Here is a 24,076-nt window from a genome sequence, read left to right as displayed (position 1 = left end):
ATGACCGATCACGCCGTAACCGAGGAAGACATCGCCCGTCTCGTGCCCACATTCTACGAGCGGATCCGGCGGGATGACCTGCTTGGTCCCATCTTCGACGGTGCGATCAAGGACTGGCCGCACCATCTCGCGAAATTGCAGGACTTCTGGTCTTCGGTGATGCTGACCAGCGGCCGCTACAAGGGGCAGCCGGTGGCCGCTCACGTTCGGCACGAGCAGCAGATGAGCAAGGAAGCCTTCACCCGCTGGCTGGCGATCTGGGCAGAGACCAGCCGCGAACTGCTGTCCGCAGAGGCTGCTGCTGCCTTTCAGGACCGCGCGGCGCGGATCGCCGAAAGCCTGCAGCTCGGCATCCAGTTCTTTCGTGACCGGAAGGCGGCATGAAGGAGCTTCCGCCTGGGCTCGAGCCCTACAAGCGCACGCCGCTGTTCACCGGAGCAACGGTTCCTGCCGGCCTGCTGAAGGACCATTCGACCAAGGAAGGCACCTGGGGCCTGATCCATGTCGAGGAGGGTCGACTCCGCTACTTTGTCACGGACGCGCGCCGTCCTGCCTCATGTCGAGACCTCATCGCCGGGAGCGCGCCCGGTGTCGTCGAGCCCACCATCGTCCACCGGGTCGAGCCTACCGGTCCCGTCCAGTTCTGGGTTGAGTTCTACCGGTGACTCACCGGCAATCGGCAGCGCTTGGCCGAAAGCGGACGCTAGCTCAGGCATGGCACCGCTACCCGCTTCCAACCCTTACGCTGCAAAAGCTGTGAACCGATCGCCATCACCTCGTCTGCGCAACTCAGTCTCACGATCTTCTGGGCAGCGGGCTTGTTGTAACCATGTCGTGCAGTGTCGCACACACCCCTGTCGTCATGATTACGATCTTGCGGATAGCTTGCGCATCGGTGACGCTTTATGGGTCACTCATCAAGCAATGAGAGAACCGCTGGTCAACGAACGCTCGTCTTTCGAACACGGATGCGCAAGGGTCGCAACGCCGCTCCATATGTTTTGCCTGCTGCTTTCTAATGAGAATAGCGACGCTTCGAACGAACGCTAGTGCGCCCTCGTCGTCTTCCCTGCTGCAAGATAGCGTGACTCATTGTTGAATTTGTGAAAGGTTTTCCGAAGCTTGTTTCGTCGGGGGCGGTTATGCAGATCGATCGAACGATAGAGGAAGACGGGTTCACGCGGGACATTGTTTTTAGAGCCGTCGCAGAGAACGCGATTGACGCGGTTTTTGTGCTCGATCGAGAAGGACGCGCAACGTTCGCGAATAAGGCCGCTGAAGAGATGTTCGGGTGGTCTCAATCCGAGTTGTCCGGCCATCGCCTACACAACCTGATCCATGGCAAGCGGCCAGACGGATCGCCTTACCCTATCTTCGATTGTCCCCTCAACGCGGTGTTCGCATCAGGCCAGTCGCTGCGGCTGCACGATGACGTCTTCTACCGGCGCGACGGCAGAGCCGTGGCAGTGACTTGTACCAACAGTGCTATCGAGCGCGAAAGCGAGATAATCGGTGGGCTGCTAATCGTTCGTGATGAGACTGAGCGGAGGTTTATCGAGGAGCAGAATGAGCTCCTACGAAGAGAGCTCAATCATCGCGTCAAGAATACTTTGGCGCTGGTTCAAGCGATTACCCATCGATCGCTCAGGGGTGTGGCTCCAAGCAGTGCTCTGAAATCCTTGAACTCACGGCTGACTGCACTGACCGACGCTAATAAGCTCCTCGCCGAGGAGGCTTGGGTGACCCCTCGCGTCGACGTGGTCGTCCAGCGCTCCTTGCAACCCTTCGAGGGTACCGCCGAGCGCATCGGAGCGGAGGGACCTGCTTTGAATATCGAGCCCTCGGTTGCCGTTGCATTGGCGTTGACCCTTCACGAACTTGCCACCAACGCTATCAAGTACGGCTCGCTCTCTACCGACAAGGGCAGTGTGCGACTACGGTGGCAGATCGACGCTAAAGGCAATTTCGAGCTGAGGTGGGCCGAGATGGACGGCCCGCGTGTGGTTGAACCAAATCGGCGTGGCTTCGGTACGGAGTTGATGAGGCGCGTCTGGCAGGGCTTGGGAGGGACAATCAGACTCAGGCTCTCCGAGGATGGACTGAAGGCGCTGTTCTGTGCACCCAGAGAGCGAATAGAAGCCACCGAAGCTTAGGCTGTCCGAAGCACTGAAGAAGTAGTTGGCCATGTGCGGCTGACCAAGCAAGAAGACGGCCCGGAGCTGCTCGAGGGAGTCCACGGCGCCTAGCTGTCGGACCGGGCAAGCTGGAGCCGAAGTTCGCGCACCTCCTCGACTAGGCGCTGGATCTCCGCAGTGCCCGCAACCGGCGCATCGGGCTCCGCCGCATCGCGACCGACAAAGAAGCTCGCAAAGCTAGCGGTGATGTAACCGAAGACCGCCAGTCCGTAGATGGACAGGAGCAAGGCCAGAATGCGGCCCTCGCTCGTCAGCGGCCAGAAATCGGAGCCGATGCTGGTCACCAGCATAGCAGTCCACCACAGAGCATGCCCGTATGAGGTAAACCCGCCTTCCCCGTCGGCTGCCGGCTCGAAGCTCAGCATGCCCGCCGCTCCAAGCAGTACCACCAACGCCGTCAGCATCAGCACGTAACCGAACCGGCGCCTGCGCAGCGTCACCCGAAGCGCGTTCATGCTGCGATTGGCAGTGCCGACGATCCGCACCAGCCTGATACCGCGAAGCGCTCGCGCGGCACGAAGCACCGCCAGAGACCGGAAGAAGCGTAGCGCCGGGACGATCAGCGCCATGGCCGTGAGCCAGTTGCGCCGCAGAAAGGTGGATCGGTCGGGGGCGAGCAGGAGTCGGATCGCGAACTCGGCGATGAAGATGATCCAGATGACCGTGCCGGCCAGTTCGAACAACTGGCTTTCGCCCCAGACCAGCTCAGTCAGGACCAGGAGCAGCCACGCAAGTCCCAGGATTGCCATGGGTACGCGAAGCCACCTATCGAGCTCTTCGAGAACGCCCCACCGTTCCGCCGTCGCTGTCATGTCTATCTCCCGGTCAGTCTTCCTCACCTCAAGCGAGCGTCCGGCAGTCCGTTCCGTTTGAAACAAACCGACCCTCTCGTCCGTCTCCTTGGGGAGGAGGCGTCGATTGACGGCAGGTAACGCACTCGAACTCTTCGGCATCACGCTGGTCGGCGCAACGCCGGAGAATGGCAAGAAACTGCTTCTCACCATCGCGCTGGTGGCGGTGGTGCTATCCTTTTCGACAATCGTACGGCGGATGCTTGCGCGTACGCCCGGCGAGCGCCTCGGCGCAGGCAAGGTCCGCTTCTGGTCGCGGCAGGCAGTCGGGCTCCTCGCCGGCGCCATCCTGGTGCTCGGCATTGTCTCCATCTGGTTCGACGATCCCGCTCGCCTGACCACCGGGCTGGGCCTCGTCACCGCCGGTGTCGCGTTCGCGCTGCAGCGGGTCATCACCGCCGTTGCCGGCTACTTCGTGATCCTGCGCGGCAAGACCTTCAATGTGGGTGACCGGATCGTCATGGGCGGGGTGCGCGGCGACGTGATCGCCTTGTCCTTTATGCAAACCAAGATCCTGGAAATGGGCCAGCCACCGCCCGTGAACTCGGCCGAGCCTGCCATGTGGGTGCATTCGCGCCAGTTCACCGGTCGCATCGTCACCGTCAGCAACGACAAGATCTTCGACGAGCCGATCTACAATTACACCTATGATTTTCCCTACGTGTGGGAGGAGATCCGCCTGCCGGTCAGCTACCGGGACGATCGCGCAACGGCGGAGACGATCCTGCTGGAGGCAGCACAGCGCCATGCGGTGCAGGATAATGAGATCCCTCAGCACCACATCGCTCAGCTCGAGCGCCGCTATGGCATTCGCATCGGTGACGTCGCACCCAAGGTGTATTGGCGACTGACCGACAATTGGCTGGAGCTGGCAGTGCGCTTTCTGTCGCCGGATCATGGCACCCGCGAGATCAAGGACGCCATGAGCCGCGAGATCCTTGATCGGCTCGATCAGGCAGGGATCGGCATTGCATCGGCGACCTATGAGATCACCAGGGTGCCGGTGCTCACCGTCGAGCAGAAGGGCTTGTCGGCTTGAACCCGACAACGCTCTTCATCCTGCTGATTGTGACTGCCTTTGTGGTCGTCCATGTTTTCGGCGGCAAGCTTACCTTTCTGTCGAGGACGCCGCGAAGCGCATGGCTGTCGGCGGCGGGCGGCGTGTCGGTCGCCTATGTGTTCGTGCACCTGCTCCCCGAATTGGCCGAACACCAGGAGGTGATCGGCGAGCGGGCGCGTGACGCAGGGTTGCTGGGCGCAATCGAGAGCCATGCCTACCTGATTGCCCTCTTCGGTCTTGGTCTCTTCTACGGCGTGGAGCGCTTTGCACGCTCCAAGAGCAGGCCGCAGTCAGGCGGCGAAGGGCAACAGACCCCACTTGCTGTCTTCTGGGTGCATCTTGGCGCCTTTGCCCTCTACAATGTGCTGATCGGCTACCTGCTTCTGCACCGGGAGGAGACGGACCTTCGCGGGCTCATCATTTACGGCGTTGCGATGAGCCTGCACTTCATCGTCAACGATCAAGGGCTGAGGCAGCAGCACGGCGATACTTATCATCGCTATGGTCGGTGGGTGCTGGCAGCGGCTCCCCTTGCCGGGCTGCTGCTTGGCCTTGTCACGAACGTTTCTGCCCTGCTGCTCAGCGCCTTGTTCGCCTTCCTCGCCGGCGGCGTCATCCTGAACGTTCTGAAGGAGGAATTGCCTGAGGACCGGCAAAGCCGCTTCTCGGCCTTCGCGCTTGGCGCCACGGCTTACGCGGCCCTGCTGCTGCTGACCGCATGAACCGGCTTCGAGCTCACCTCAGCGCAGTTCGGTCGAGCTACTGGTTCGTGCCGAGTGTCATGGCCCTCCTCGGCATCCTGCTCGGCGCCCTGATGATCTGGGTCGACGCCAGTCTCAGCACCAGCTGGATCGAGGGTCTGGGCTGGTATCAGCAGGTTCGCTCGGACGGTGCGCGCGAGGTGTTGTCGACGATCGCAGGATCGATGGTGACGGTAGCCGGCGTGGTCTTCTCCATCACCATCGTCGCCCTGTCTTACGCGTCGAGCCAATATGGTCCGCGCGTGCTCACCAACTTCATGAGCGATCGCGGCAATACGATCACCCTTGGTACCTTCATTGCCACCTTCCTCTACAGCCTGATGGTGCTGCGCACGATCCGCGGCGGCGAAGAAGATTTCGTCCCGCAATATTCGGTGATCGTGGCCATGCTGCTGGCGGTCTGCTCCATCGGCGTGCTGATCTACTTCATTCACCACGTGCTGCAGAGCATCCACATCAACCATGTGGTCGAGAAGATCGGTCGCCAGTTGGTTGAGGATGCCCGGATCCGCTTTCCCAAGCTGATCGGTGAAGCGGGGGCGGAGAACCAGTCACCTACCCCTCAGCTCACAGGCAAGGTCCAGGTCACGACCAGTCATTCGACCGGCTACATCCAGGCGCTGGATGGCGACGATTTGATCGATCTTGCACGAAAAGCAGACGTGCTGATCCGCCTCCGCTATCGGCCGGGCGACTTCGTCATGGAAGGACGCGGACTGGCTGACATCGCGCCGTCGGAGAATTGGACGGACGAGCATTGCGATGAACTGCGAGCCTGCTTCACCGTGGGGGCCAAGCGCACCCCGGAACATGACCTCATGTTCCTGGTCAGCGAATTGGTCGAGATCGCCGCCCGTGCGCTGTCGCCCGGCGTGAACGATTCGATGACGGCGGTGACCTGTTTTGACTGGCTTGGCGCCGGCGGAACGGAGTTCGCAACCCGCGAATTGCCCGGCGCGATCCGCCTGGACAAGAAAGGCACTCCCAGGCTGATCACCAGTTCCGACGATTTCCGCTTCTTTGTCGATCGAAGCTTTGGCCGGGTTCGGCAATATGCCGCCGCCGACACCCTCGCCGCCCTGCACCTGCTTCGTGTGATGGGCGAGGTCGCTGCCGCTTGTCGCCATCCAGACCAGATCGACACACTCCGCGCGGAAACGAACCGCTTTGCCGAACTGGCGGCGGAGCAGCTCGACGGGCCCAACGGCCGCGAAGTGCAGGCGCGCGCAACGGCGCTGCAGAGCCTGCTGTCGCGCGGCGCCGGCCAGATCGATGCTCGGCAAGCGGACTGGCTTGGCGGAAGCGCCTGATTTCCAAGCAACAACTCAGAACGGTTACGCCGCCCGGGCGTTCTCAAGACAGGTCGCGCGCTCAAAGCGCGCCACATCTCGCCATTTGGAGATTATCGGTGCCTTTCCACTTCGCTTTGCCTGTCGCGGCGCTTGTCGCCGTCGCCGGCACCCCCACTGCCGCTGCTGCTGCTCAGCCCTCCTCACCGGATTGGGTGCTGGAAGCGCAGATCCTGCTCGACCGCCACCATCACTCACCCGGCGTGATCGACGGGCGGCAAGGCAGCAACACGCGCCGCGCAGTGCGTGCCTTCGAGACGGCCGAAGGACTACCCGCAGACGGCATGCTGGACGCAGAAGTCATGAAGAGGCTTCGGGCCTCCTCCAGCGAGCCGCTGCTGACGGACTATAGGGTGACAGAGGAAGATGTCTCCAAGCTGGTCGACGTGCCTGACGGCATGGAAGCGCAGGCGAAGCTGGATCATCTCGGCTTTGAGTCGGCCGCCGAGGCGCTGGCTGAGAAGTTTCACATGAGCCAGGCTCTGCTGAAGCGGCTGAACCTCGGTGCCAACTTCGCTGTAGGCGAGTCCATCAGAGTCGTGCGCCCGGGGAAGGACGAACTTGAGAGTAAGGTGGCTCGGATCGAAGTGGACAAGGGCAGGTCCGAAGTTCGCGCCTTCAGCGATAACGGCAAGCTCCTCGCCAGTTATCCCGGCACCATCGGCAGCGATCGCTTCCCCTCCCCTGATGGCAGCATGGAAGTAAGGGCCGTCGCGCCGGCCCCGACCTACTATTTCGACCCGTCCGGGCGTGACTGGGGCCCAGACCAGCGCCTGACCATCGCGGCAGGTCCGAATAATCCAGTCGGCGGAACATGGATCGACCTCACCAAGGATGGTTACGGTATACACGGATCTCCTGACCCCAGGCTGATCGGCAAGACCGCCAGTCACGGCTGCGTGCGCCTGACCAACTGGGACGCGGCCGAGTTGGGCGGGGCGGTTAAGCCCGGGACCGTGGTCATCTTCACGTAGGACCCGGACCATGCCTCGTACTGACGACTTGTCCCGGGATAATCTCGCCGAAGATCGTACGATACTTGCCAACGAGCGGACCTTCGATAGCTGGATGCGCACAAGCCTCGCCTGCGTGGCGATCGGCGTAGGCTTCAAGGGGCTGTATCCAACCATGGAGCCAGCCTGGATACCGCGTGCGATCGCGACCGGCTTCCTGCTGCTAGCGGTGCTGGTGATCATAGCAGCTCAGCGACGTGCGGCCGCAGTCCTTGCTCGTCTTGAGCCTCATGTAGTGGCAGCAGCCAAAGGCATCAACTTGCGCCTCTTCGCCTGGTTGGTCTCCACGGGTGCTGGCGCCCTCGTGATCGCAATCTGGACCGTGCGGATCAACTGAAGGCGAGCATGAGGTCCCGGACCATGGTCAACGTAGACGCGGGTCCGCTTTCAGGCGCTCGCGCGACGTCAAAGAACGTCCGCAAGGGGCGCTAAGCCGACTTCTTGGCCAGCCTGAACGAACGGCAGCTTATCGACATCGCTCACCCGAAAGCTGCCGGTCCGCTTGCCACCACCATCGGACACGAGGTCCGGCTACCCTGAGCGTCGGTCAGCGGCCGGGAGCGGAAGGTCCGGTTTGGGAGCGTGAGATCAAAAAATGGCGACATCGTGCCGAGGCGATGCTTTCGGCAAGCTTTTGCACATTTACTCGGGCAACAATCCTGAGATCATTGGACCGAAGCGCCTACGGAACCAGGCGCTACGTACCAGATGGGATTACTGCGGCAGCGCTCAGGAACGTCGGGTGATAACCCTTGTACGGCTGGTTCGCCGGAACTCGAGCCCCCCACTTCTAACGATGTGCCAACATCATAGGTGGAACCACGCACGACAAGAGCGCGCCGCTGTCTATCCCATGCCGCTTCACCTTGTGAGAACGCCAAGGTCGTGAAGGTCAAGCCCGTGACCAACCCGACACAGCCATTTTGCACAGTCAGCTTGCCTGCCATCCTCGCCGTGTGAAAGGTCGGCTGCGGGATACCGGACCGAACCCCAGCCGCAACGTAAGTAGCGAGCGCCTCGCTTTGCTCCATTCGTGATGACTCCGGGTCTCGGTTGTCGTGGCTGAGGAATGAGGATCAACCTGTGCGCAGGCGCTCAGCAGCGTCAGCGAAACCAATAGCGACCTCATTTCAGACCTCAGAGCCGCCTCCTGCGCCACGCATCAAATGAGTAAGAAATCGGGCTCAGATCTCGCCCTTCTGTGACCGACTACGCGCAGGAAATCCGCCGGACTTTCTCCCTGCTACCGTCACCTCAGTCGTGTGCCCGCTCGATTGAGCGGATCAGAGCGACACCTGCTCCGCAGCGGCCGTCATACAACCATGCAAGGGACATAAACATCTTGAGCGGGCTCGAACTCTGCATGCGCAGGATTTCTCCATCAATGGCGTCCCCAGCGCGCGCTTTCTCGCCGGTTGCTTCGTCGATGAGGAACGTCCCTTTCTCATCAAGTCCGGAAACCACGCTTCTGCTTACCGCTATGGCGTAAGTCCTGCCGATTGTGTGAGCTCCGGTTTCGCTGGAGCCAATATCCTCTTCTGAAAACGAGAGAGTCAGACAATCATGCCTCTTCATCAACAAAGCGGTCGATGTCGCGCCGCCGAGGTCTACGTCTTCATGGTGGTAGACCTTCCCAGGTCCTGGCGGTCGCAACCACAGGCCGAAGAGAATTATCATCATCGCCGCTGATGCCATCATAACTCGCGCGCTTCGAGTCATCGGCCGCGGCAACGGCCCGAGGGCGCTGGAGGCGGGTTTCCTCTCTTCAGCGCTGCCAGGCGTCGATCCGCTTCCATCTGCCGGCATGCGTCGGCAGCGGACTTGAACACGACCGCCCCTGCGACCTGCTCGGCCAGCAGGCAATCGGCTGGTGCCTCGCAGCTCATCCACAGCAGGGCATAGGTCGGCTGGTGCCAGAGAAGCGCTGCCGAGTCAGGTCCACCGCTGTCTGCGGTAACGACGTAGGTGCTTGCGCCGCCTTCCGAGGAGGAGCGGTGCACCGCGCGCCCATTGATGAGGACGGGCGACCTAAGCTGCGCGGAGGCCGGGCCGGTATCCCCGTAATCGTCCCTGGTCCTCAGGGTGAACGTCTCGGACCGATGCGTGAGAACCGGGCCCTCGTCGAAGAGGATGCAATCGTTCGGCGGAGCGGTTCCAACGCCGCATAGATTGTCGTGGCCATCGATCTTTCGGTTGCCGGGAAAGCGGAAGGTGATGGTGCCAATTTCGACCGGACGCCAAGAGTCAGGAACGGCGACGGTCGTGCTCGGTGTCCGCTCCTCCCGCAGCCGCCAGTGAGCAGCAGTGCGGCGATGAGAACAACCCAAGGTGGCGCCGGCCGCGTCATCGCCCCGCCACTCTGCCGGCGAGCACCTCGTGCCGGTTGAGCAGGAGAACATGTTCGTTGTTGCCGTCCACCGCTGCCTGGACCTCGCCCTGAAACATGGCATGCATCCTGTCTGCGAGATCGGCCTGTGTTCTAAGGCAGTCGGGAGCGTGCCGCTCAACTGGGTCAAGGTTGAAGCGGGCGGGCTGACCGGAGCGCCACTGCCCTTGCAGCACGCCACAAGGCAGGATGACCTTGAACCGGCGCGGCTGCGTAAGGTCCAGACGCGCTGGACCTGCTGAGGTCACAAGCCCAATCTGCATTCCCGGGCGAAGGCCACTGCGAGCAGCATCAGGGTAGGACCGCGCAGGGATGCGCTTGAGGTCAAGCCGCCCTCGCGAGGAAATCAGCGCAAGACCGTTCTTGGTCCGTGCGATCTGCGGGCTGCTGCCGACAATGGCAGGAACCTGCGGACTGACTCGCTCGGGCAGGCAGTTGGCCAGCGTGCTTAGTCCGGAGTCGCGGGTCAACAGCTGACGACCGTAGGTCAGGTAGACACCTTCGGTATGGTTGCAGCCGTCCCATACACCGTAGGAGGCCTTGCTGAAGATGATGTTCGGCGGCGTTGGCGACACGTTAGGCGCTCGTCCATCGATCGCGCGCACCAGCCATTTGCCGGTCAGCAGCGAATGCTCTTGCTGGTCGGTGAAGCGGGTGAACTGCCCAACGATGAAGTTGCCCTTGCCTGCGATGACGAGCTGGTCGTTCGGACCCACAACATAGGCGAGTGCTCCTCCGATCATCTCTTGCAGGGCGGAGGCGAAGGCGTTGCCGTTGCAGGATGGTGGCGGCCCGCGCCCGTGCAGCCGCAGAGCGCTGCCGTTTTGCTGCCACTCTCCGGACCAGGTTCCGCACGACGCCGACCAGGTCCATTGTTCAGCCTCGAACTGCAGTATCGCAGGAGAGTTTGCTGCGGTCGTGATGAGCTCGCCGTTCGCTCCGGTCAGCTGCCAGCGGGTGCCGGCCAGCTGCATCTTCGGGGCCGGGTCCGGCAGCACCTTTCGGGCCGGTCCGATCCGCTCTAGGACCATGCTCGAAGGACCGGCCGAGAGAGTCAGGCGACCGGTCCCGGTCCCCCTGAGTGTCGGCGCGCTCGTCAGCAGCTTAAAGAGGGCGCTCTGCTGCGCGTCGAGCTTACCGCAGCCCTTCGCATCGGCCTCCAGCCAGCTGGAATAGAGCCGTTCCTCGTGGAGCAGCGCCGTGCCACCGAACTCGGTGCAGCCGGACTGGTCGCCATATTTCGGGCTGCCGATCGACAGCCTCGGCATGGCCTGAGGATTGGCACTTCGGGCCGGTTGGCCGTTAATCTCGACGATCCGCCACTGGCCCAGCGGAGTTGCCGCCTCCGCCCCCGACGACTTGTTGGTCATGGCGCCGGCTTGCTGCTCGCCTGGCTGACAAGCCAGCAGCCCTGCCGCAGCGGTCATCAAGGCTAGCGCTTTCAAGGGTTGGTCCTCGCCGCGACTGCGGTTGGATCGGCGATCCGCCCGAAGAAGATCAACGCCTCGCTTGCCCGGTCGCGGATGGTGACGAGAAACGGCCGGTCGACGATCATGCGGGGAATGTCGGCTGGTGTGATCCGGGAGCCGGTTGCGACGATCGTCACTGCCGTGGCCGCAGCCGCTTCCGTCCCTTGCTCGTCGACCCGCAGGAAAGTCGCATGCGCCACCCGGTCAATTTTCATTGGTGCGGGTGCGATGCCGGAGAAGTCGGCGCAATCCTTGCGGAAGGCGCACGGCATTCCAGCGGCAGCGAGCGCCTCATTGACGCTCTGGTTGAACCGAGCCTCGAACCGCGGGAGCCGGAGCAGAACAGTTTGCCGCTTGGCTGCTCCCAGATCGAACCGTTCGTCGCTGCCTTGCTCGCTCAGCTGGAAGGTCGAGCCGTGGAGCTTCTGCTCCCACTGCCGGAGCGTCGCGGCATCACGCGGCAGGAAGACTTCCATCACGAAGCGACCGTTGCCATAGGGCAGCACGACCGCCTGGCCCTCGCTGTTTTCTCGATATTGCATTGGGCCGATCCGCTCCATCAGGTAGATGGGCTTCTTCGAGCCGCTGCCGGTGGTGAAGGTCGCTTCAGCGCCATCGACGAAGGGGGTTTGCCAGTCGGCCTTGAAGTAGACGGCGTTGGTCAGCACCGCGGCCGTGAGATCGTTGAACTGGTCGGGCACGACGATCTTCGGGATCCGCCCCCTGGTCCAGTCGGAAACCCAGCCGTTGATCCGATCGGGCGCTGCATCCGGCGCGCGGGCAAAGTTCACTGTCTCCGGCGCGGCATCGTAGGCGTCGCGGGCGGCAGCGAGATACTCAGAGCGGACCGGCAGCCACTCGGCGAGCCAGAGCGCATTGGCGATGCGCATCTCGACCTTGGGATCGTCGGTCTTCAGGAGAAAGATGTTGTAGCGCGAAGTCAGTGTTGCGGGGTTGCCTTCCCACCAGCCAAGCACGGCTCGCATTTCCTCGGCCGTTTGCCCCCGAGCCCCGAGCCAGGCCAGGCCAAGTCCCTGCGAGAGCGACAATGGCGAGATGAACAGGTTGGCGTTCGGACCCGCCTCGTCTGTGAGGGGCTTGTAGAACCGCGCGGCGAAATAGCCGAGGCCTTGAGTTAGATCCCAAGGGATCGCCTTCTCTGCCGCTCCTGCCGCACGGCGTGGAGGATCAGCGGCGGCTTGCGTGGACTGCATGGGTGCGCAGGAACTCAAGGCCAAGCAGCAGCCGAGTGCCATAAGCGCTTTCATCGTCATCGATCCTGTCTTGCAGCGGGAGGAGGAGGCGGTGGTGTTGTAGGTGAAAGCGGAGGCGCGGCCTCGGCCTGCGGCCCACCTGACGGCGGAGTGACTGGCGCACTTCGGCGGCGCACCTCGGCCTCACTCTCAAGGTTCACGACTAGGTCTCCTGCTGTCAGCGCGAGACCGCTGGCATCACGCTCCACGAGCGGATTGTCGCGCACGATCTTCAGCAGAGTCGCGCTCGGCGAGTCGCTGCCGCATTCGGCACGACCTTGTTCAACGACATCGGCCATGCGGCCGTCCTGCGTGTAGCGGAAGGTGAAGCGCGCTCCACCGCAACCGGAATAGCCGAGACTGTGCGGAGTGATGACCACTAGCGCGGGCTGGTGAAAGCCGCTGCCGCTATAGCCGTTCCCCTCGTGGAGCTGAGTAGCCATCTGCGGAACCCAGCGGCCCGCCAGTTCTCGCGGAGGGACAAGGTTGGCGAGCCGACGCTGAACGGGTCGTTCGAGGATGAGCTGGGTGCGCCCATTGGACATCTGGAGACGGCCGTTCTCCATCCAGCGCACCGTCGGCTTGGAGCCGAAGAACCCGAACAGCGCGCCCTCACGGCGATCCTTGAGCGGTTCGCACAGCATGGCGGTGGACGTTCGGAGCTCACCGTCGTCGTCGTGCAGCGTGCCGGAGCTGTCGATGTGCGCAGGGTTGCCCGAGTAATTGCACTCGATGTTGTAGGACAGGCCCTTCTGCCCGACTTCCACGAACGCGCGCCTTATTCCGCCGTGCAGACGTGTCGGCGTGTAGCGCTCAAATCGGGCGATGTCCCAGGACCCGGCGATCTCGTCGAGCGAGGTGACCGGCTTTCCGGCCCTGCCGGGCGGAGGCGGCTCACTCGAGCAACCCGTCGCCATGAGCACAGCAATGGGCCCAATCAGCCAGCTGCCAAGCATGCGCCGATCCCTTGTCACTGCGCACCCTCGCGGCGACAGCTGATCGTACCCTCCTTGAGCTCGAACACCGCTGGCCGCGGACCGACGCGAAAGCCGCCGACCCTTGTCCCTGCGTCTAGCCGGACGGCGCTCTGCGCGGGCAAGCGGCAGGTCAGGGCGGTGGCCGTGCGGGTGCAGTCGGTCGTGCTCGGGGCATAGAGGCGGAAGCTGCCGAACTGGGTAAACAGCGGGTGCCCAAGCGCCAGCGCGTCGGCTTCGCCGATGCGGATGCAGCCGGTAAAGGAGAACGGATCGACCGGCGGGGTTGGCGGGATCAGGACAGGCTCGGGCAAGGGCCTGCCGTCCGCCAGCGCGCGGAGCCGCGCCCGCAGGCTGGGCCCAGTCTCGCGCCGGTCGGATCCAGTCCACGGCCGCACCGGTGCTGCCCGTCCGACCAGAGGATCGGCACCAGTCCTTCCACGCACCTCAAAGCCCGCCGCCACACCCGCCACTTGCGGGTTGCGTGCAAGCTTGGCGAGCGCCTGCGGCGTTCCGGTCACCTCAATTGCGATCACCCGAGCAGGTGCAGCACCGTCCGGCTCTGCCGCGGCGGACTGGAAAAGCAGGTCGGCCTCCTGCTGCAGCGCAAGGTCAAGCTCTAGCCGCTCGTCGGTCTCGTCCAGGAACTGGGCGGCAAGCGCACGAAGATAGCGACCCCGGTTCGCTGCGGATGCCTGCATGGCATAGGGGATCAGCGAGGCGTCCGCCTGCTCGAGCGGCCCGCGGCTTTCCTCGATCAGCTTGCCCCTCGCAATGCTCACCGCGACCGGACGGACCGCCGCCGCTCGGGTCCAACGCTCGGCTTCGCCGGCACTCAGGCCGGTTCGGAAGCGAACGGCCATCAAATTGGACGAGGGTTGCCTTGCAACGCTCTCAGGCTTCTGGCCGGCAGTCGCAATCACGGCGGAGTAGAGCCAGCCAAAGCTTTCATCCAAGGTCACAGGCATTAGTGGGAAGGCGCGCTCGCTGCGTCCCTCGTGGGTCGGCACGGCGCCAAGCAGCCGACCATCGGCCTCCCGGAAGATGACATAAGCCTGGCCAGCTTTGACGCCGAGGAAACCCGGGTCGCAGCTGTTCGTGATGAACGGTGACTTGGGGTCGACTTCGTGTGGATAAGGATAGGGCGACACCCGGCCCTGATCATCGACAAAGTGCTTGGGCTCCGGGATCGGGTCACCGGTTTTCAGCTGATGGACGTAGAGCGAGAGTCGGTCGGGCGACTGGCCCTTCAGACGATAGATCACGCGAAAAGTTGTGGAGTAGACCGTTGGTGCAGGCGGCCGCGCACCCCCGAAGGCTGGGTGGATCTCCTCTGCGACGGCCACATCAACGAACGTCGCCTCGGGTGCCATGCGCTTGGTGAAGAACTCAGCGGAGGCGTGACCGACCGGCTCAAGCACCTGTGAATACTGGCAGGCATGCGCCGGCTCGGCGATCAGGAGAGCCGCGGCAAACAGCCCCAGGGCTGCCCACGATCGGCTAAGCAATCTCAGACGGTGATCAAGATTGGGGGTAAGGGACCACATGTCAAGGCAGCCTCCGCGCTGCGACCTTGCCGGGGTTCTGCGCCTCGGCCGCATTGAACGCGCGGTCGACCGGCACCAGCGCCGCCCGCACCTTGGCCAGGCTGCTCGGCCACGAGTCCGAGACGTAGCGCAAGTCAAGGGCGTCTCCGTCGACCGGAATAAAGGCGCGGAAGCTGACCTGGTCGCCGGGGCGCGAGCGTCCGCCGCTCAGCCGCGCGCGATGATCGTTGAAGGTCGGAGACAAGAAGAGCATCCAGCGCGACCCGTTGCTCAACGAGCCGGGCAGTCCCGGCAGAGCAATTGGCTCATCGCCGGCCTGCTGGAAGGTGCCGTCGGCATCATAGCCACTGATCAGACGCACCCGGACTATCTCACCGATCTTCGCCGCGCCTTTCAGCGACTCGACAATCCGGAACTCAGCCGTTGTCCGGCTGCCATCTCCAAGCCGCTCCGGCACCAGGCGCACCAACTCGGCGACTACCGTGTCGCGCAGGCTTGCGGCCAGCATCTCCGGGCCGACCAGCATGTTGATCTGGCCCCACGCGGCGACCGGATCGAAGCCGGCCGCACGATGGCGCTTCAGATCCTCGGCAGTCCAGCCGAGCGCGACCAACATTCGAGCGTCATCGCGGGCTTCGCCCGGACCCGGCTTTCGGCGCGGCCCGACCCGATCCGCATACTGCACGCCCGGCAGCCAAGTGTCCTGGATTAGCGCCTGGATTGCCGCAAAGTCGGGTGCCGCTTCGAGAGCAGCGTTTGCTGACTGGTTGAACTTGTCGAGGTAACCGTCAAATGACGCTCCATTGCTGACCACCTGGACGACTGGCGGAAGCTTAAGCGACCCCGCCAAAGCAGCCCGGCTTAGCATTGGCAGATCAGGACCAGACAGGTAGAGTCGCCCGGCACCTTCCATCACCTGCACCTCGCCTTTGAGACCATTACGTTTGAGCTGGGCGCGCACATCCGCTGCAGCCGCGTTTAGTTCGGCGATCAGCTTAGGCACGATCTGCACGGAAACGAGTGCACGCAGATCAGCGGGAACGGCCGCCAGTGCCTGCGCGCTCGTGCCCGCCCACTGCAGCGTTGCCCCGTCAACGGTGGCATAAAGGCTGACGAAGGCTTCGGGTTGCTGATCAGCCAAGTTCTTGCGTAGTGCCGTCCAGCGAGGGGCCCGAGCCTGTGCAGCACGCTCGGCAGCCTCGGCCTGCCCCCGTGTCATCTTCTCTTCGCGCATGAACCAGGTGATCCGCTCCTCGCGGTCCTGCGCGTCATACTTGGCCATCGATCCGAAGCTGCCAGCATAGACGTAAGGGCCCGGGCACGCCGCACTCAGTCCGTCGACTTCCGTCACGTCGACCGGCGAGCGCATCTTGAAACCAAGGCGGATTCGCCCCACCGGCACACGTTCGCCGCTCAGGCGATGAATGACGACCGGCTTGCCGTCCTTAATCTCCAGCGCCGCCTCGGCCGGCCAGACGATCAGCCGACTAGGCCCGTCCCCCTGCTTGAGCCGAAGGCAGCCGTTCTCCAAAACCATCATCCCGCTGATCAGGATGTCTGGCTCGGGGCCGTTGCCGGTGCGGCCGCGCACCGTCGGGAACGCCTTCACCGTGTCACGCCAGCCGGCCGGAAGTTCCGGCGCTGCCGGCAAAGGTCGTGGCCCAGTCAGCCGAACGTAGGACGGGAGCGCCACTTCGCCCCGCGCCACGGCGGCATTGAAGGCCGAAAGGTCGCCCGAATAGCCGAGCTCGACCGTGCCCTTCATGACGTCGACAAACGCCACGCCGGGCTTGGCTCCGAAGCGCGCCAGTTCGCGCCCGATGCGCAGCCGCGCTTCGTTGAGGTCGCGCTCGCTTGCTGCCGGGCGGTCGACCGGAATGTAAAGTGGGTCGCGCGTATATTTCGCCAGTGTCTTCGCGGCGTCGCGAGTGAAAGCAACGACCACGCCGTAGGTTGGCTGGTGTTGAATCCACAGCCCGGCGAAGGTCGCCGCCTCATTTGCCTTGATCGCCTCTACCAAGGCGGGCGATGGGGCGATCGCCTGTAGATTCATGCGCCGTCGCGCTTCGCTCATTGGAACGCATTGCTCGCGCGCATACCAGGCGAGCTGCGATCCAAACTCGAACTTGTCTGGTGCTTCGATGTCAGCCCGCTCGGCCGCCGATAGCTTCGGGCACTTCTCCGCGAGCTTCGGCGGTGGCGCGGCCTGGGCAGCTGCTGCGGCGACGAGGAGGGTAGCGAGCATGGGTCGGCTTTGTCTTGGTGCAATTTAAGCGAAACTGAACAAAGCCAATAACTTATCAGGAGTGACGCTCTCCCTAGATTTGGCACGCTACCAACGCAGACGCCATTCAGAAATCAAGGGCTTTGTCGGCGGTCAGATGCCCCGAATAGAGGCGATGGCTTGCTCAGCCATGCGACAACCTTCTTTGGAGGCGCACGTCGCCCAGACCGAGACGCCGCGACCGGTCGGATCTCCTCGGCGCGGAATGAATACGTTCAGGCTTTGGGACCGCTTCAACGGAGCAACTTGGCCGCGACGCCATCGACTAAGAGGCTCGACAGTCCGCAACCGGCACTGCGGCATTCCCAGGTGGGCGGATAAGCCCAAGTCTCAATCGTCATGACCACTCCATCACCGCGCAGATAGTGACGGCGAGTGTCTTCACCGGCTTCCCAGCTGCTTACCCAGTGCGCGGGCGGCGAAACCGTTAGGGAGGGTGTGCCGTCCGGCCGAGTGCGGAGCGGCACGATCGGTGTGAGACCGGGAACGGTCATCGTCTGAACCGGTGGCGGTTTAGCCGTCGGAACACTACCAACCTGTCCTGTGCAACTGGTCAACGCCGCAGCAAGAACGATCGAGGTCACAAGCACAAAGCGCTTCATGCTGGTTCAACCTGTCAGCACCTTCGCTGTTCCGAGGTGGCGCACGGCTTGAACAGAAGGTCGTCTGTGGCTTCTGCAGCGGCCAACTACCGGCTGCAGCTGATGTCTGCTTTAGGCCGGTTCCAGGTATTGTTCACTAAGCTGAAGGAACGTCCGCTCACGGGTGCCGGCATAATCCGCGTGAGCGTCCGTGATGGGCGCATTGCTGCCGCCACGGCGAGTCGTACCACCTTCAGCCGATTTCAAGCCGAGAGCGGCCGGCCCGTTAACCACTAAGATCAGACGCAAGATTTCGCCAACTGGTTTCAGGCAAGAGCCCGGCGGTGAGACTTGGCTGGCCGCAGGAACCTCGATGTGGAATTCGACAGTACCCCTTCACTCTCTCAAAGCTGCGGCTCGACTTCTCGCTCGATTCCCCGCTTCGTGCGCCTCATGCATTTAGACCACCGCGACCGCCTTAATCAGCTCGGAAGTGAGCTTGCCGGCATCCTTGAAGAGGCCAGCGCTGAGGCAGCTTTGCTTGCCGGGGTCAGCGACAGCGGCTGTGACAAAGTGCTCACCAAGCTTGAAGAGGAGATTGTGCTCGCTGGTGAGCACGTCGGGCTAATGCGAGCTCTCCTGCCTCGAGGCAGCTTACACCTTAGCTAAGCAGATCCGACACAGTCACTCCTAGCGCCCTGGCGAGCGTCTCTACTACCCGTATCGTCGGGTTACGGGCGGCGCGCTCAAGATCACTGACATAGGTACGGTAAACGCCAGCCTCGTCAGCAAAGGCCTCTTGGCTGAGGCCGCGCTCTTGACGCAAGCGGCGCAGATTGGCGGCAAGGCGTTGCTGGACATCCACCTTGCGGCAGAGACGCGCATGTCGACGAACGATCTACAGACGATGAGTGACATACCAGTTAGCGGCTGGCATCTTGCCGCAGGCCTGGCGCGAACTGACCAACGAAGTGCACGAGCAGCTACTCGAGGCTCTGATCGACAAGGCCGAAGCGCTATGTGGTTACAAGCCGGCGCAGGATGAGGTGATCCGATTTTTGCGCAACCTCAAGGCACAATCATTCAGCGCAAGTGGCACCTCCTCCCCTGCCCCAGTCAGCAGCCGCTCAGCTAGGTCCGCGACCGACGAAGCTGCGGCTACCGTCAGCAACACCGCTCTAGCCAAAACAAGCGGCGAAAAGACGATCACCTTTACCTACCGCGGTGACGTGCGGACAGCGCCAAACGCAAGCGTGGCGCTTGTCGAGATCTTACGCTCCATGCTCGTGGGACATGAAGAAAACCTACCGGAGCTCGCGAGAGCCGTAAGGGGCACCAAGATCAACCATATTGGTCAGTCGCCGGAGGAGATTAATCCAGCCCAGCCCCATCTTGCTCGCGCTGTCGAGATCGCTCCAGGTTGGTCTGTGGGACTGAACATTTCGAATCAGACCAAACTTGGAATCATTCGAAGTGCCTGCGAACTACTGTGCATTCGAATGCCAGAAGATCTCGACGTGCGTCTTCCCAACGCCAACTAAGTGCATGACGGCAATTTCGTGCAACCGCTGACCAGTTCCTTCCTGTATGCTGAACGTCCGATCTCAACGCACACAGAATGTTGCACTTGGGCCTGCTTACAACCCATCTCCTATGTCAGAGTAAGCACGAGAGGCACCCTGACGGCGCCAACCACAGAGATTTCTTAGGTCACTTAGGTTCGTCCATTGCTCGACCCTGCCAAAGTTTTATGTCTGCAACTTTGCGGCCGGAATGCCAAAGCTCTGATGCGAACGGGTGCATAACCTCTTCGGCTCTTCTGATCGCAGCTAAGTCGCTTTCAGCCTCGATGAGGTCGGGTCTGAGGATATGTCCTCGACTGTCGAGGCAGTATAGCTTGTTTATTTCGAGCATGTGTCACCCCCGGACCCATGTTGCACATATATCGCCGGTTACCGAGTCTGCCACTCTAGGAATATGCTCACATAAGCGCTGACGGCGCTTTAAATGGAGCCGCGAGCACCATTAACTAGTTCTCCCAGCATGACCCGCGCTCGAAAAACTCGGGCTTTGATGGTGCCGATCGGTTCGCCGGTCTGCTCCGCTAATTCGCTGTAAGCAACTCCGTCGATAGCAACGCTGACGAGTGCGTTCCGAAGTTTCGGTGGTAACCGTTCAAGCTGAGCTATTACGTCCCTTACGTTCAAGGCCGCCTGCTGCGAGGGGAGTTCAGCTGGCATCCCATGCACGGTCTCCTCGTCGATAGGGACGTAAGGGCGCGAACGTCGTTGGCGGTATTGGCTGAGGAAGACATTACGAAGGATCACCATCATCCAGGCAGTCAGGTTCGTACCAGGCTCGAAAGTGTCGCGGAATCGAATGGCTCTGGCATATGCTTCCTGAACCAAGTCCTCCGCCTCGTCTGCGTCGCGACAGAGTCTGAACGCATAAGCATTCAACCGACGCCGAAGACTCGGCAGCTCTCCCTCGAGCGCCTTGTCAAACGCAAGCGATGTCGATTGCTCGCTTGAGCATCGATCCTCGCCTTTCGCCTTCACGATACCCCCATACAGCGTCCGAAGCCCCTCTTTGCGGCAAGCGATTACATGCAGCTCCCTGACTGAAAGATGAAGCGCATGCAGCCACAAGCCCTTGTAATTACGGCCAAATCAAGATTGTATGCTTTGGCGAATCGCAGAAAGTGCCCAAATCAAGCATGAGGGATGCCTTGCCCTTCTCACGGGAGCCGTACAGATTCCGAACATGGTTGCGCCGGCTTTTGCCGAACCCTTAAGCGGTGCTTGCACCAAAGGGTCGCGATTGCGAGGCCCTAGGCGGGAAGCACCAGCGGTGCGGTGCGAGAAACGGAAGCGTCACCTGCTTGCATTGCCATGCCATGCGGCCGCAACCGAAGCTGTCAAGGCTCCCCCATTGAAGATCTGAACTGAGACAGCTGCCGGAGCTCTGAGGAGAAAGCATGGGTTACCGCATGGAACGCGAGACGCTCACCAAACAGCAGTGGCTGCTGATTGTGTCATCCATCTTGCTGATGATTCCGGTATTCCTCGACGCCTCGAGCGTCATCTCTCTTAAAGAATGGCGCTTTGCACCTTTTCTTATCCTTCTGATGCTTTTTCAGCCGGCACAGTAAGTTCAAGGGGGAGAGACGCTGAGAGATTTCCTAGGCTTATGAAGAAGTGAGACAACTGTTGAAGCAATTTGCGTGGGTTGCGGCCGTGCTTCTGGTATTTTGGATGGCAATGCTGGCCATCCAGATTTATCAGCAAGGCAAAGTAGACGCTGTTCAATCCGCCGACGTCGCGATCGTGCTCGGGGCCGCGATCCACGGAGTTAAACCCTCACCGGTGTTTGAGGAGAGGATCAGGCACGGCCTAGACCTTTATAGGAGCAAGAAGGTTCGCAAGCTGCTATTCACGGGAGGTATCGGAGAGGGCACCCGCGTGGCGGAGTCAGTGGTCGCTCGTCGCTATGCTCTGAGACACGGGCTACCAGAAGCTGCAATCCTGACCGAGGAATTCTCGCGCACTACCCGTGCCAATCTCTTTGAAGCTCGCAAGGTAATGCAGGCCAATGATGTCGATTCAGCACTCATCGTCAGCGATCCGCTGCACATGAAGCGCGCCATGCGTATGGCAGCCGACCTCGGGATGGCTGCCGAACCGTCGCCTACGCCGACAAGCCGCTATCGTTCCTGGCACGCTAAAGCAGCCTTTCTGATGCGCGAACTCTACTTCTACAATCATTATTTAATAACAGGGCAATAGCCCGCGTCTGTCCGGATTGAGGCTGCGCCTGCAGACTTTGGTATAAAGCGCTGACGGCGGCCGCGTCGGCTACGTTGTATGTCGATAGTGGATGGAAAGCAGGCACTTGCCGCCGAGCGGGTGTGGTAGCTACGCTCCGTTCATCTGGCTGCGCCTCACCACTACTTTCGCTGTTTTGCTCCTCGTTGGGTGCGACCGGTTCTACGGGGTTGAGAGCCGAGCCACGCTGCCCGCCCCGGTCGATGTCCGGTGCGTCAATGCTGCATTATCAGGCGTCGAAGGTGTGGGCAGCGTGCAGTATTGGCGCACCGAGAACCGCTCGACTGAAATCCTGCCGAGACAACGCAATTCCCTGATCGTCGCGCATGCTTGGCTCTACGGCGAGAGCGGCGCGGACGTTCTTGAAATCATGCAAGGGCCAGACGGATGGTTCTTTCGAAACTCACGCAGTCGGATGGGGGTGGCTGTGCCTCATGACACGATGGCCCGCTTCGTGCCGCTCATGCAGAAGGTGAACTATGCTCTCGAGATGCGCTGTGGCTTACCGGTAGCGGACCTCAAAGCCGAGCTTGTGGAAATGACCAAATCGCGCTGAGCCTAATGTCCGCTCTGGGTGGGAAAGCGGGCTTCGAATCTGTAGTGCTTCGAATGATGGAGAGCCTACCAGCCGATCGCGTTACCAAAGCTATCCTGTTCGGGTTCATGGCCCTTATCCCTCTGCTGATAGGCTTGCTTGCGTGGATCGGTCACGCGAGTCACACGAGAGCAATGGCTCTCGCTCGAGAAGTGCGAGTCTTTGAAACCGGCGAGCCATTCCGTGATCTCCGCGATTGCCTGGGTTGGCAAATGAGCCTCGCTAAAAGGTGGGATGACCTCGGTACCGGTGTCAAAAGCATGAACGGGGTGAAAGAGTTGGGCGTAGCGCTTTACGACCTTGGTCAATCCCGGAAAGTCGTCGTCTCGACCCGGAGAGGCCGTCCCCTCCGCGACAGCGAGATCGCTTCTCTCGCACTTTGCGGCCTTGATTAGAACGCTCGGCCCATGTCCGTCATGGATAGCAAGCGGGACATTTAGCTCGGGCGCTTGTAAGGTTGAAACAAGCGAACGATGGCATTCGCTGTTCACATCTTACGTGCACCATTTGGTGCGACGTAAAGTGTGTTCATGCGTCGGCAAATCTCGGGAACAGCAACATCTCCGATCCGGCTTCTCTTCATAGGGCCCCCGGGATTAGCATGAAGCGCAATTCGGTCCCCGAAGCGGAGGAACCCGGAACTCTTGGACCAGAAGGTCTGGTCTTTCGGGTCGAAAATCGTGTGAGGGGGCCAGATGATAAGGAGTTTCCCGGCTCCACCTGACGAATAAACGCATCCGCTCTCGTCTACGGCCAAGACGCCCTCTGCTTCACGCCCGATGTAAGGGATCGGGAGCTCGCCGGGCCGAAGGGGAACTTCGACTTCACGCAAGAATAGCGAGGCCGCAGCTCGGTTACTGGTTGTTGCAGTTGGCCGGAATGCTGCTGTCACACAGCCGCCAAGCGCAATCATCAGAATGGCTGCGATCAGCCCTTGAGACTTCATCATGGCCTACTTCGCCTTTACCGACATTACCCGCAATGGGCCGAGAGCGGAATATTTGCAATGGGTGGAAAGCGGACGGATCGTGGTGACCTACAGCAGACCGAGGGAGAGTTTTGCCGTGGATGCTCGGCAAAAGACCATTGCCTCAACCGCCATCGGGGCAGTTGCTGGGCTCGCAACTTCCGCTGCCCAGTTCGTCACTGTCGGGGTGCCGTTTATGTTCAGTATCTTGTGGGGCTGTTCTACTATCACCGCGTTCGATTCGACCCACACCCTGTTCGGCTCTGACAACTACGACCACGCTTTTCGCTGAAGCCGCGACGCGCCGACTACTTGGCTGGCTGGTTTACCGGTGCGACAAACGAAGGGCGATGACGTGGCTGGAAGGCTGGTAGTGCGGACGAACTGCTCGCCCATATGACCGGCATGGGTGGATAGCGTACGTTACGCAGACGGTCGCTTCGCCGTCCTGTCCGGCTCGCGTAAGCCTTTCCCGTTTCATCTGCGACTTTCGCAGCAAATTGCGGCCATCCATCAGCTTCGAGCAGGCCAAGCGCAGCCCCAGCAATCGCCGGCGAAATCAATCGTGAGGGGCTCAGTCTCGACACTCAACTCACGACCACAGGTCTGACACCGCTCAGCCAAGCTGCCCCTCCACCTCGCTAAACGGGAGATTGGCCGCCGGCGCTGACGTCTGCAATGGATGGAAAGCGGACATTGGCTCACTTGTCCGGATCGGTCAGTGCTCCGATCACCTTGATGGCTACGGTAATAGGATCGCGACCCTAGCCATAGCCATACTCCGCTGCCTCTCTCTTCCCGCATCGGCGTTCGCCTTGGAAGATGCCGCAGGGAGCAAAGTCATCCCCAGACAACGCCAACCGAGACCTTTCCGGTGCGGAGGCCGCTGCTCGCAAACTCCTTCGGAATGCGGAAGCGATCCGAACGCTTACCACAAATCACGATCTCACTACTCGGCCCAGCCGCC

24 protein-coding genes are annotated in these 24,076 nt (G+C 61.7%); 14 read left to right on the top strand and 10 right to left on the bottom strand.

Features of this window, described 5'->3' with window-relative positions; translation table 11 throughout:
- From ABD727_RS04840 to ABD727_RS04830, 3 genes are all read left to right on the top strand, one after another.
- Window positions 1–384, top strand: a complete 384-nt coding sequence (locus ABD727_RS04840) for a group III truncated hemoglobin (RefSeq protein WP_344706251.1) — start codon at window positions 1–3, stop codon at window positions 382–384.
- Window positions 381–665 carry a TehB family protein gene (locus ABD727_RS04835; protein WP_344706250.1) on the top strand — a complete coding sequence of 95 codons (285 nt, stop codon included), beginning with the start codon at window positions 381–383 and terminating at the stop codon, window positions 663–665. Before ABD727_RS04840 ends, ABD727_RS04835 begins: the two co-directional genes overlap by 4 nt.
- Window positions 666–1,142: 477 nt before the next feature.
- Window positions 1,143–2,153, top strand: a complete 1,011-nt coding sequence (locus ABD727_RS04830) for an HWE histidine kinase domain-containing protein (protein WP_344706249.1) — start codon at window positions 1,143–1,145, stop codon at window positions 2,151–2,153.
- 89 nt (window positions 2,154–2,242) lie between these two features.
- Here ABD727_RS04830 and ABD727_RS04825 read toward each other — a convergent pair whose 3' ends face one another.
- Entirely contained in the window at window positions 2,243–3,034 is a 792-nt protein-coding gene (locus tag ABD727_RS04825; protein WP_344706248.1) for an ion transporter, read from the bottom strand.
- Between the two features lie 79 nt (window positions 3,035–3,113).
- Here ABD727_RS04825 and ABD727_RS04820 point away from each other — a divergent pair, with 79 nt between their 5' ends.
- The 5 genes from ABD727_RS04820 to ABD727_RS04800 all read left to right on the top strand — a co-directional run bounded on the left by ABD727_RS04820 (window position 3,114) and on the right by ABD727_RS04800 (window position 7,566).
- Complete coding sequence (locus tag ABD727_RS04820) at window positions 3,114–4,085, top strand: mechanosensitive ion channel family protein (RefSeq protein ID WP_344706247.1); 972 nt, start codon at window positions 3,114–3,116, stop codon at window positions 4,083–4,085.
- Window positions 4,082–4,828 carry a hypothetical protein gene (locus ABD727_RS04815; RefSeq protein ID WP_344706246.1) on the top strand — a complete coding sequence of 249 codons (747 nt, stop codon included), beginning with the start codon at window positions 4,082–4,084 and terminating at the stop codon, window positions 4,826–4,828. The genes ABD727_RS04820 and ABD727_RS04815 overlap by 4 nt, the downstream gene beginning before the upstream one ends.
- Window positions 4,825–6,177, top strand: coding sequence for a DUF2254 domain-containing protein (locus ABD727_RS04810; RefSeq protein ID WP_344706245.1), 1,353 nt, complete (start codon window positions 4,825–4,827; stop codon window positions 6,175–6,177). The genes ABD727_RS04815 and ABD727_RS04810 overlap by 4 nt, the downstream gene beginning before the upstream one ends.
- Window positions 6,178–6,275: 98 nt before the next feature.
- On the top strand, window positions 6,276–7,190 hold the full coding sequence (locus tag ABD727_RS04805) for a L,D-transpeptidase family protein (RefSeq protein ID WP_344706244.1): 915 nt from the start codon (window positions 6,276–6,278) through the stop codon (window positions 7,188–7,190).
- Window positions 7,191–7,200: 10 nt separating this feature from the next.
- Complete coding sequence (locus tag ABD727_RS04800) at window positions 7,201–7,566, top strand: YidH family protein (protein ID WP_344706243.1); 366 nt, start codon at window positions 7,201–7,203, stop codon at window positions 7,564–7,566.
- Between the two features lie 917 nt (window positions 7,567–8,483).
- On the opposite strand, the gene ABD727_RS04795 is transcribed toward ABD727_RS04800, so the two are convergent.
- The 6 genes from ABD727_RS04795 to ABD727_RS04770 all read right to left on the bottom strand — a co-directional run bounded on the left by ABD727_RS04795 (window position 8,484) and on the right by ABD727_RS04770 (window position 17,103).
- Window positions 8,484–8,924: a hypothetical protein gene (locus tag ABD727_RS04795; protein ID WP_344706242.1), complete on the bottom strand. Its 441-nt coding sequence runs from the start codon at window positions 8,922–8,924 to the stop codon at window positions 8,484–8,486.
- Window positions 8,925–9,572: 648 nt separating this feature from the next.
- Complete coding sequence (locus ABD727_RS04790) at window positions 9,573–11,042, bottom strand: META domain-containing protein (RefSeq protein WP_344706241.1); 1,470 nt, start codon at window positions 11,040–11,042, stop codon at window positions 9,573–9,575.
- Window positions 11,043–11,056: 14 nt separating this feature from the next.
- Complete coding sequence (locus tag ABD727_RS04785; RefSeq protein WP_344706240.1) at window positions 11,057–12,298, bottom strand: serpin family protein; 1,242 nt, start codon at window positions 12,296–12,298, stop codon at window positions 11,057–11,059.
- Between the two features lie 56 nt (window positions 12,299–12,354).
- Window positions 12,355–13,254, bottom strand: coding sequence for a hypothetical protein (locus tag ABD727_RS04780; RefSeq protein ID WP_344706239.1), 900 nt, complete (start codon window positions 13,252–13,254; stop codon window positions 12,355–12,357).
- A gap of 53 nt (window positions 13,255–13,307) precedes the next feature.
- Window positions 13,308–14,858, bottom strand: a complete 1,551-nt coding sequence (locus ABD727_RS04775; protein WP_344706238.1) for a hypothetical protein — start codon at window positions 14,856–14,858, stop codon at window positions 13,308–13,310.
- A gap of 1 nt (window position 14,859) precedes the next feature.
- Window positions 14,860–17,103: a hypothetical protein gene (locus ABD727_RS04770; protein ID WP_344706237.1), complete on the bottom strand. Its 2,244-nt coding sequence runs from the start codon at window positions 17,101–17,103 to the stop codon at window positions 14,860–14,862.
- A 995-nt stretch (window positions 17,104–18,098) separates the two neighbouring features.
- Here ABD727_RS04770 and ABD727_RS04765 point away from each other — a divergent pair.
- On the top strand, window positions 18,099–18,392 hold the full coding sequence (locus ABD727_RS04765; RefSeq protein ID WP_344708095.1) for a hypothetical protein: 294 nt from the start codon (window positions 18,099–18,101) through the stop codon (window positions 18,390–18,392).
- Here ABD727_RS04765 and ABD727_RS04760 read toward each other — a convergent pair.
- Window positions 18,385–18,588, bottom strand: coding sequence for a helix-turn-helix domain-containing protein (locus ABD727_RS04760; RefSeq protein WP_344706236.1), 204 nt, complete (start codon window positions 18,586–18,588; stop codon window positions 18,385–18,387). The two genes, ABD727_RS04765 and ABD727_RS04760, sit on opposite strands and share 8 nt — an antisense overlap.
- Window positions 18,589–18,661: 73 nt before the next feature.
- Here ABD727_RS04760 and ABD727_RS04755 point away from each other — a divergent pair, with 73 nt between their 5' ends.
- The gene (locus tag ABD727_RS04755) at window positions 18,662–19,264 is read left to right on the top strand and encodes a hypothetical protein (protein ID WP_344706235.1); all 603 of its coding nucleotides are present in this window, start codon (window positions 18,662–18,664) and stop codon (window positions 19,262–19,264) included.
- A 462-nt stretch (window positions 19,265–19,726) separates the two neighbouring features.
- Here ABD727_RS04755 and ABD727_RS04750 read toward each other — a convergent pair whose 3' ends face one another.
- Entirely contained in the window at window positions 19,727–20,371 is a 645-nt protein-coding gene (locus ABD727_RS04750) for a sigma-70 family RNA polymerase sigma factor (RefSeq protein ID WP_344706234.1), read from the bottom strand.
- A gap of 329 nt (window positions 20,372–20,700) precedes the next feature.
- Between ABD727_RS04750 and ABD727_RS04745 the strand changes: the two genes are divergently transcribed.
- The 3 genes from ABD727_RS04745 to ABD727_RS04735 all read left to right on the top strand — a co-directional run bounded on the left by ABD727_RS04745 (window position 20,701) and on the right by ABD727_RS04735 (window position 22,103).
- Entirely contained in the window at window positions 20,701–20,874 is a 174-nt protein-coding gene (locus ABD727_RS04745) for a hypothetical protein (protein WP_344706233.1), read from the top strand.
- A 103-nt stretch (window positions 20,875–20,977) separates the two neighbouring features.
- Complete coding sequence (locus ABD727_RS04740; protein ID WP_344706232.1) at window positions 20,978–21,508, top strand: YdcF family protein; 531 nt, start codon at window positions 20,978–20,980, stop codon at window positions 21,506–21,508.
- 91 nt (window positions 21,509–21,599) lie between these two features.
- A complete protein-coding gene (locus tag ABD727_RS04735; RefSeq protein WP_344706231.1) occupies window positions 21,600–22,103 on the top strand; it encodes a hypothetical protein in 504 nt (167 codons plus the stop codon).
- Between the two features lie 65 nt (window positions 22,104–22,168).
- Here ABD727_RS04735 and ABD727_RS04730 read toward each other — a convergent pair whose 3' ends face one another.
- Complete coding sequence (locus tag ABD727_RS04730) at window positions 22,169–22,450, bottom strand: hypothetical protein (protein WP_344706230.1); 282 nt, start codon at window positions 22,448–22,450, stop codon at window positions 22,169–22,171.
- A 639-nt stretch (window positions 22,451–23,089) separates the two neighbouring features.
- Between ABD727_RS04730 and ABD727_RS04725 the strand changes: the two genes are divergently transcribed.
- Window positions 23,090–23,401 (top strand): hypothetical protein, encoded by a 312-nt coding sequence (locus ABD727_RS04725; RefSeq protein WP_344706229.1) that lies wholly within the window; start codon window positions 23,090–23,092, stop codon window positions 23,399–23,401.
- Window positions 23,402–24,076 lie beyond the last annotated feature (675 nt).

Source organism: Sphingomonas swuensis (assembly GCF_039538045.1).
GTDB lineage: Bacteria > Pseudomonadota > Alphaproteobacteria > Sphingomonadales > Sphingomonadaceae > Sphingomicrobium > Sphingomicrobium swuense.
The sequence above is the reverse complement of the archived record's forward strand: the minus strand, read 5'-3'. Positions and strand labels throughout refer to the sequence as shown.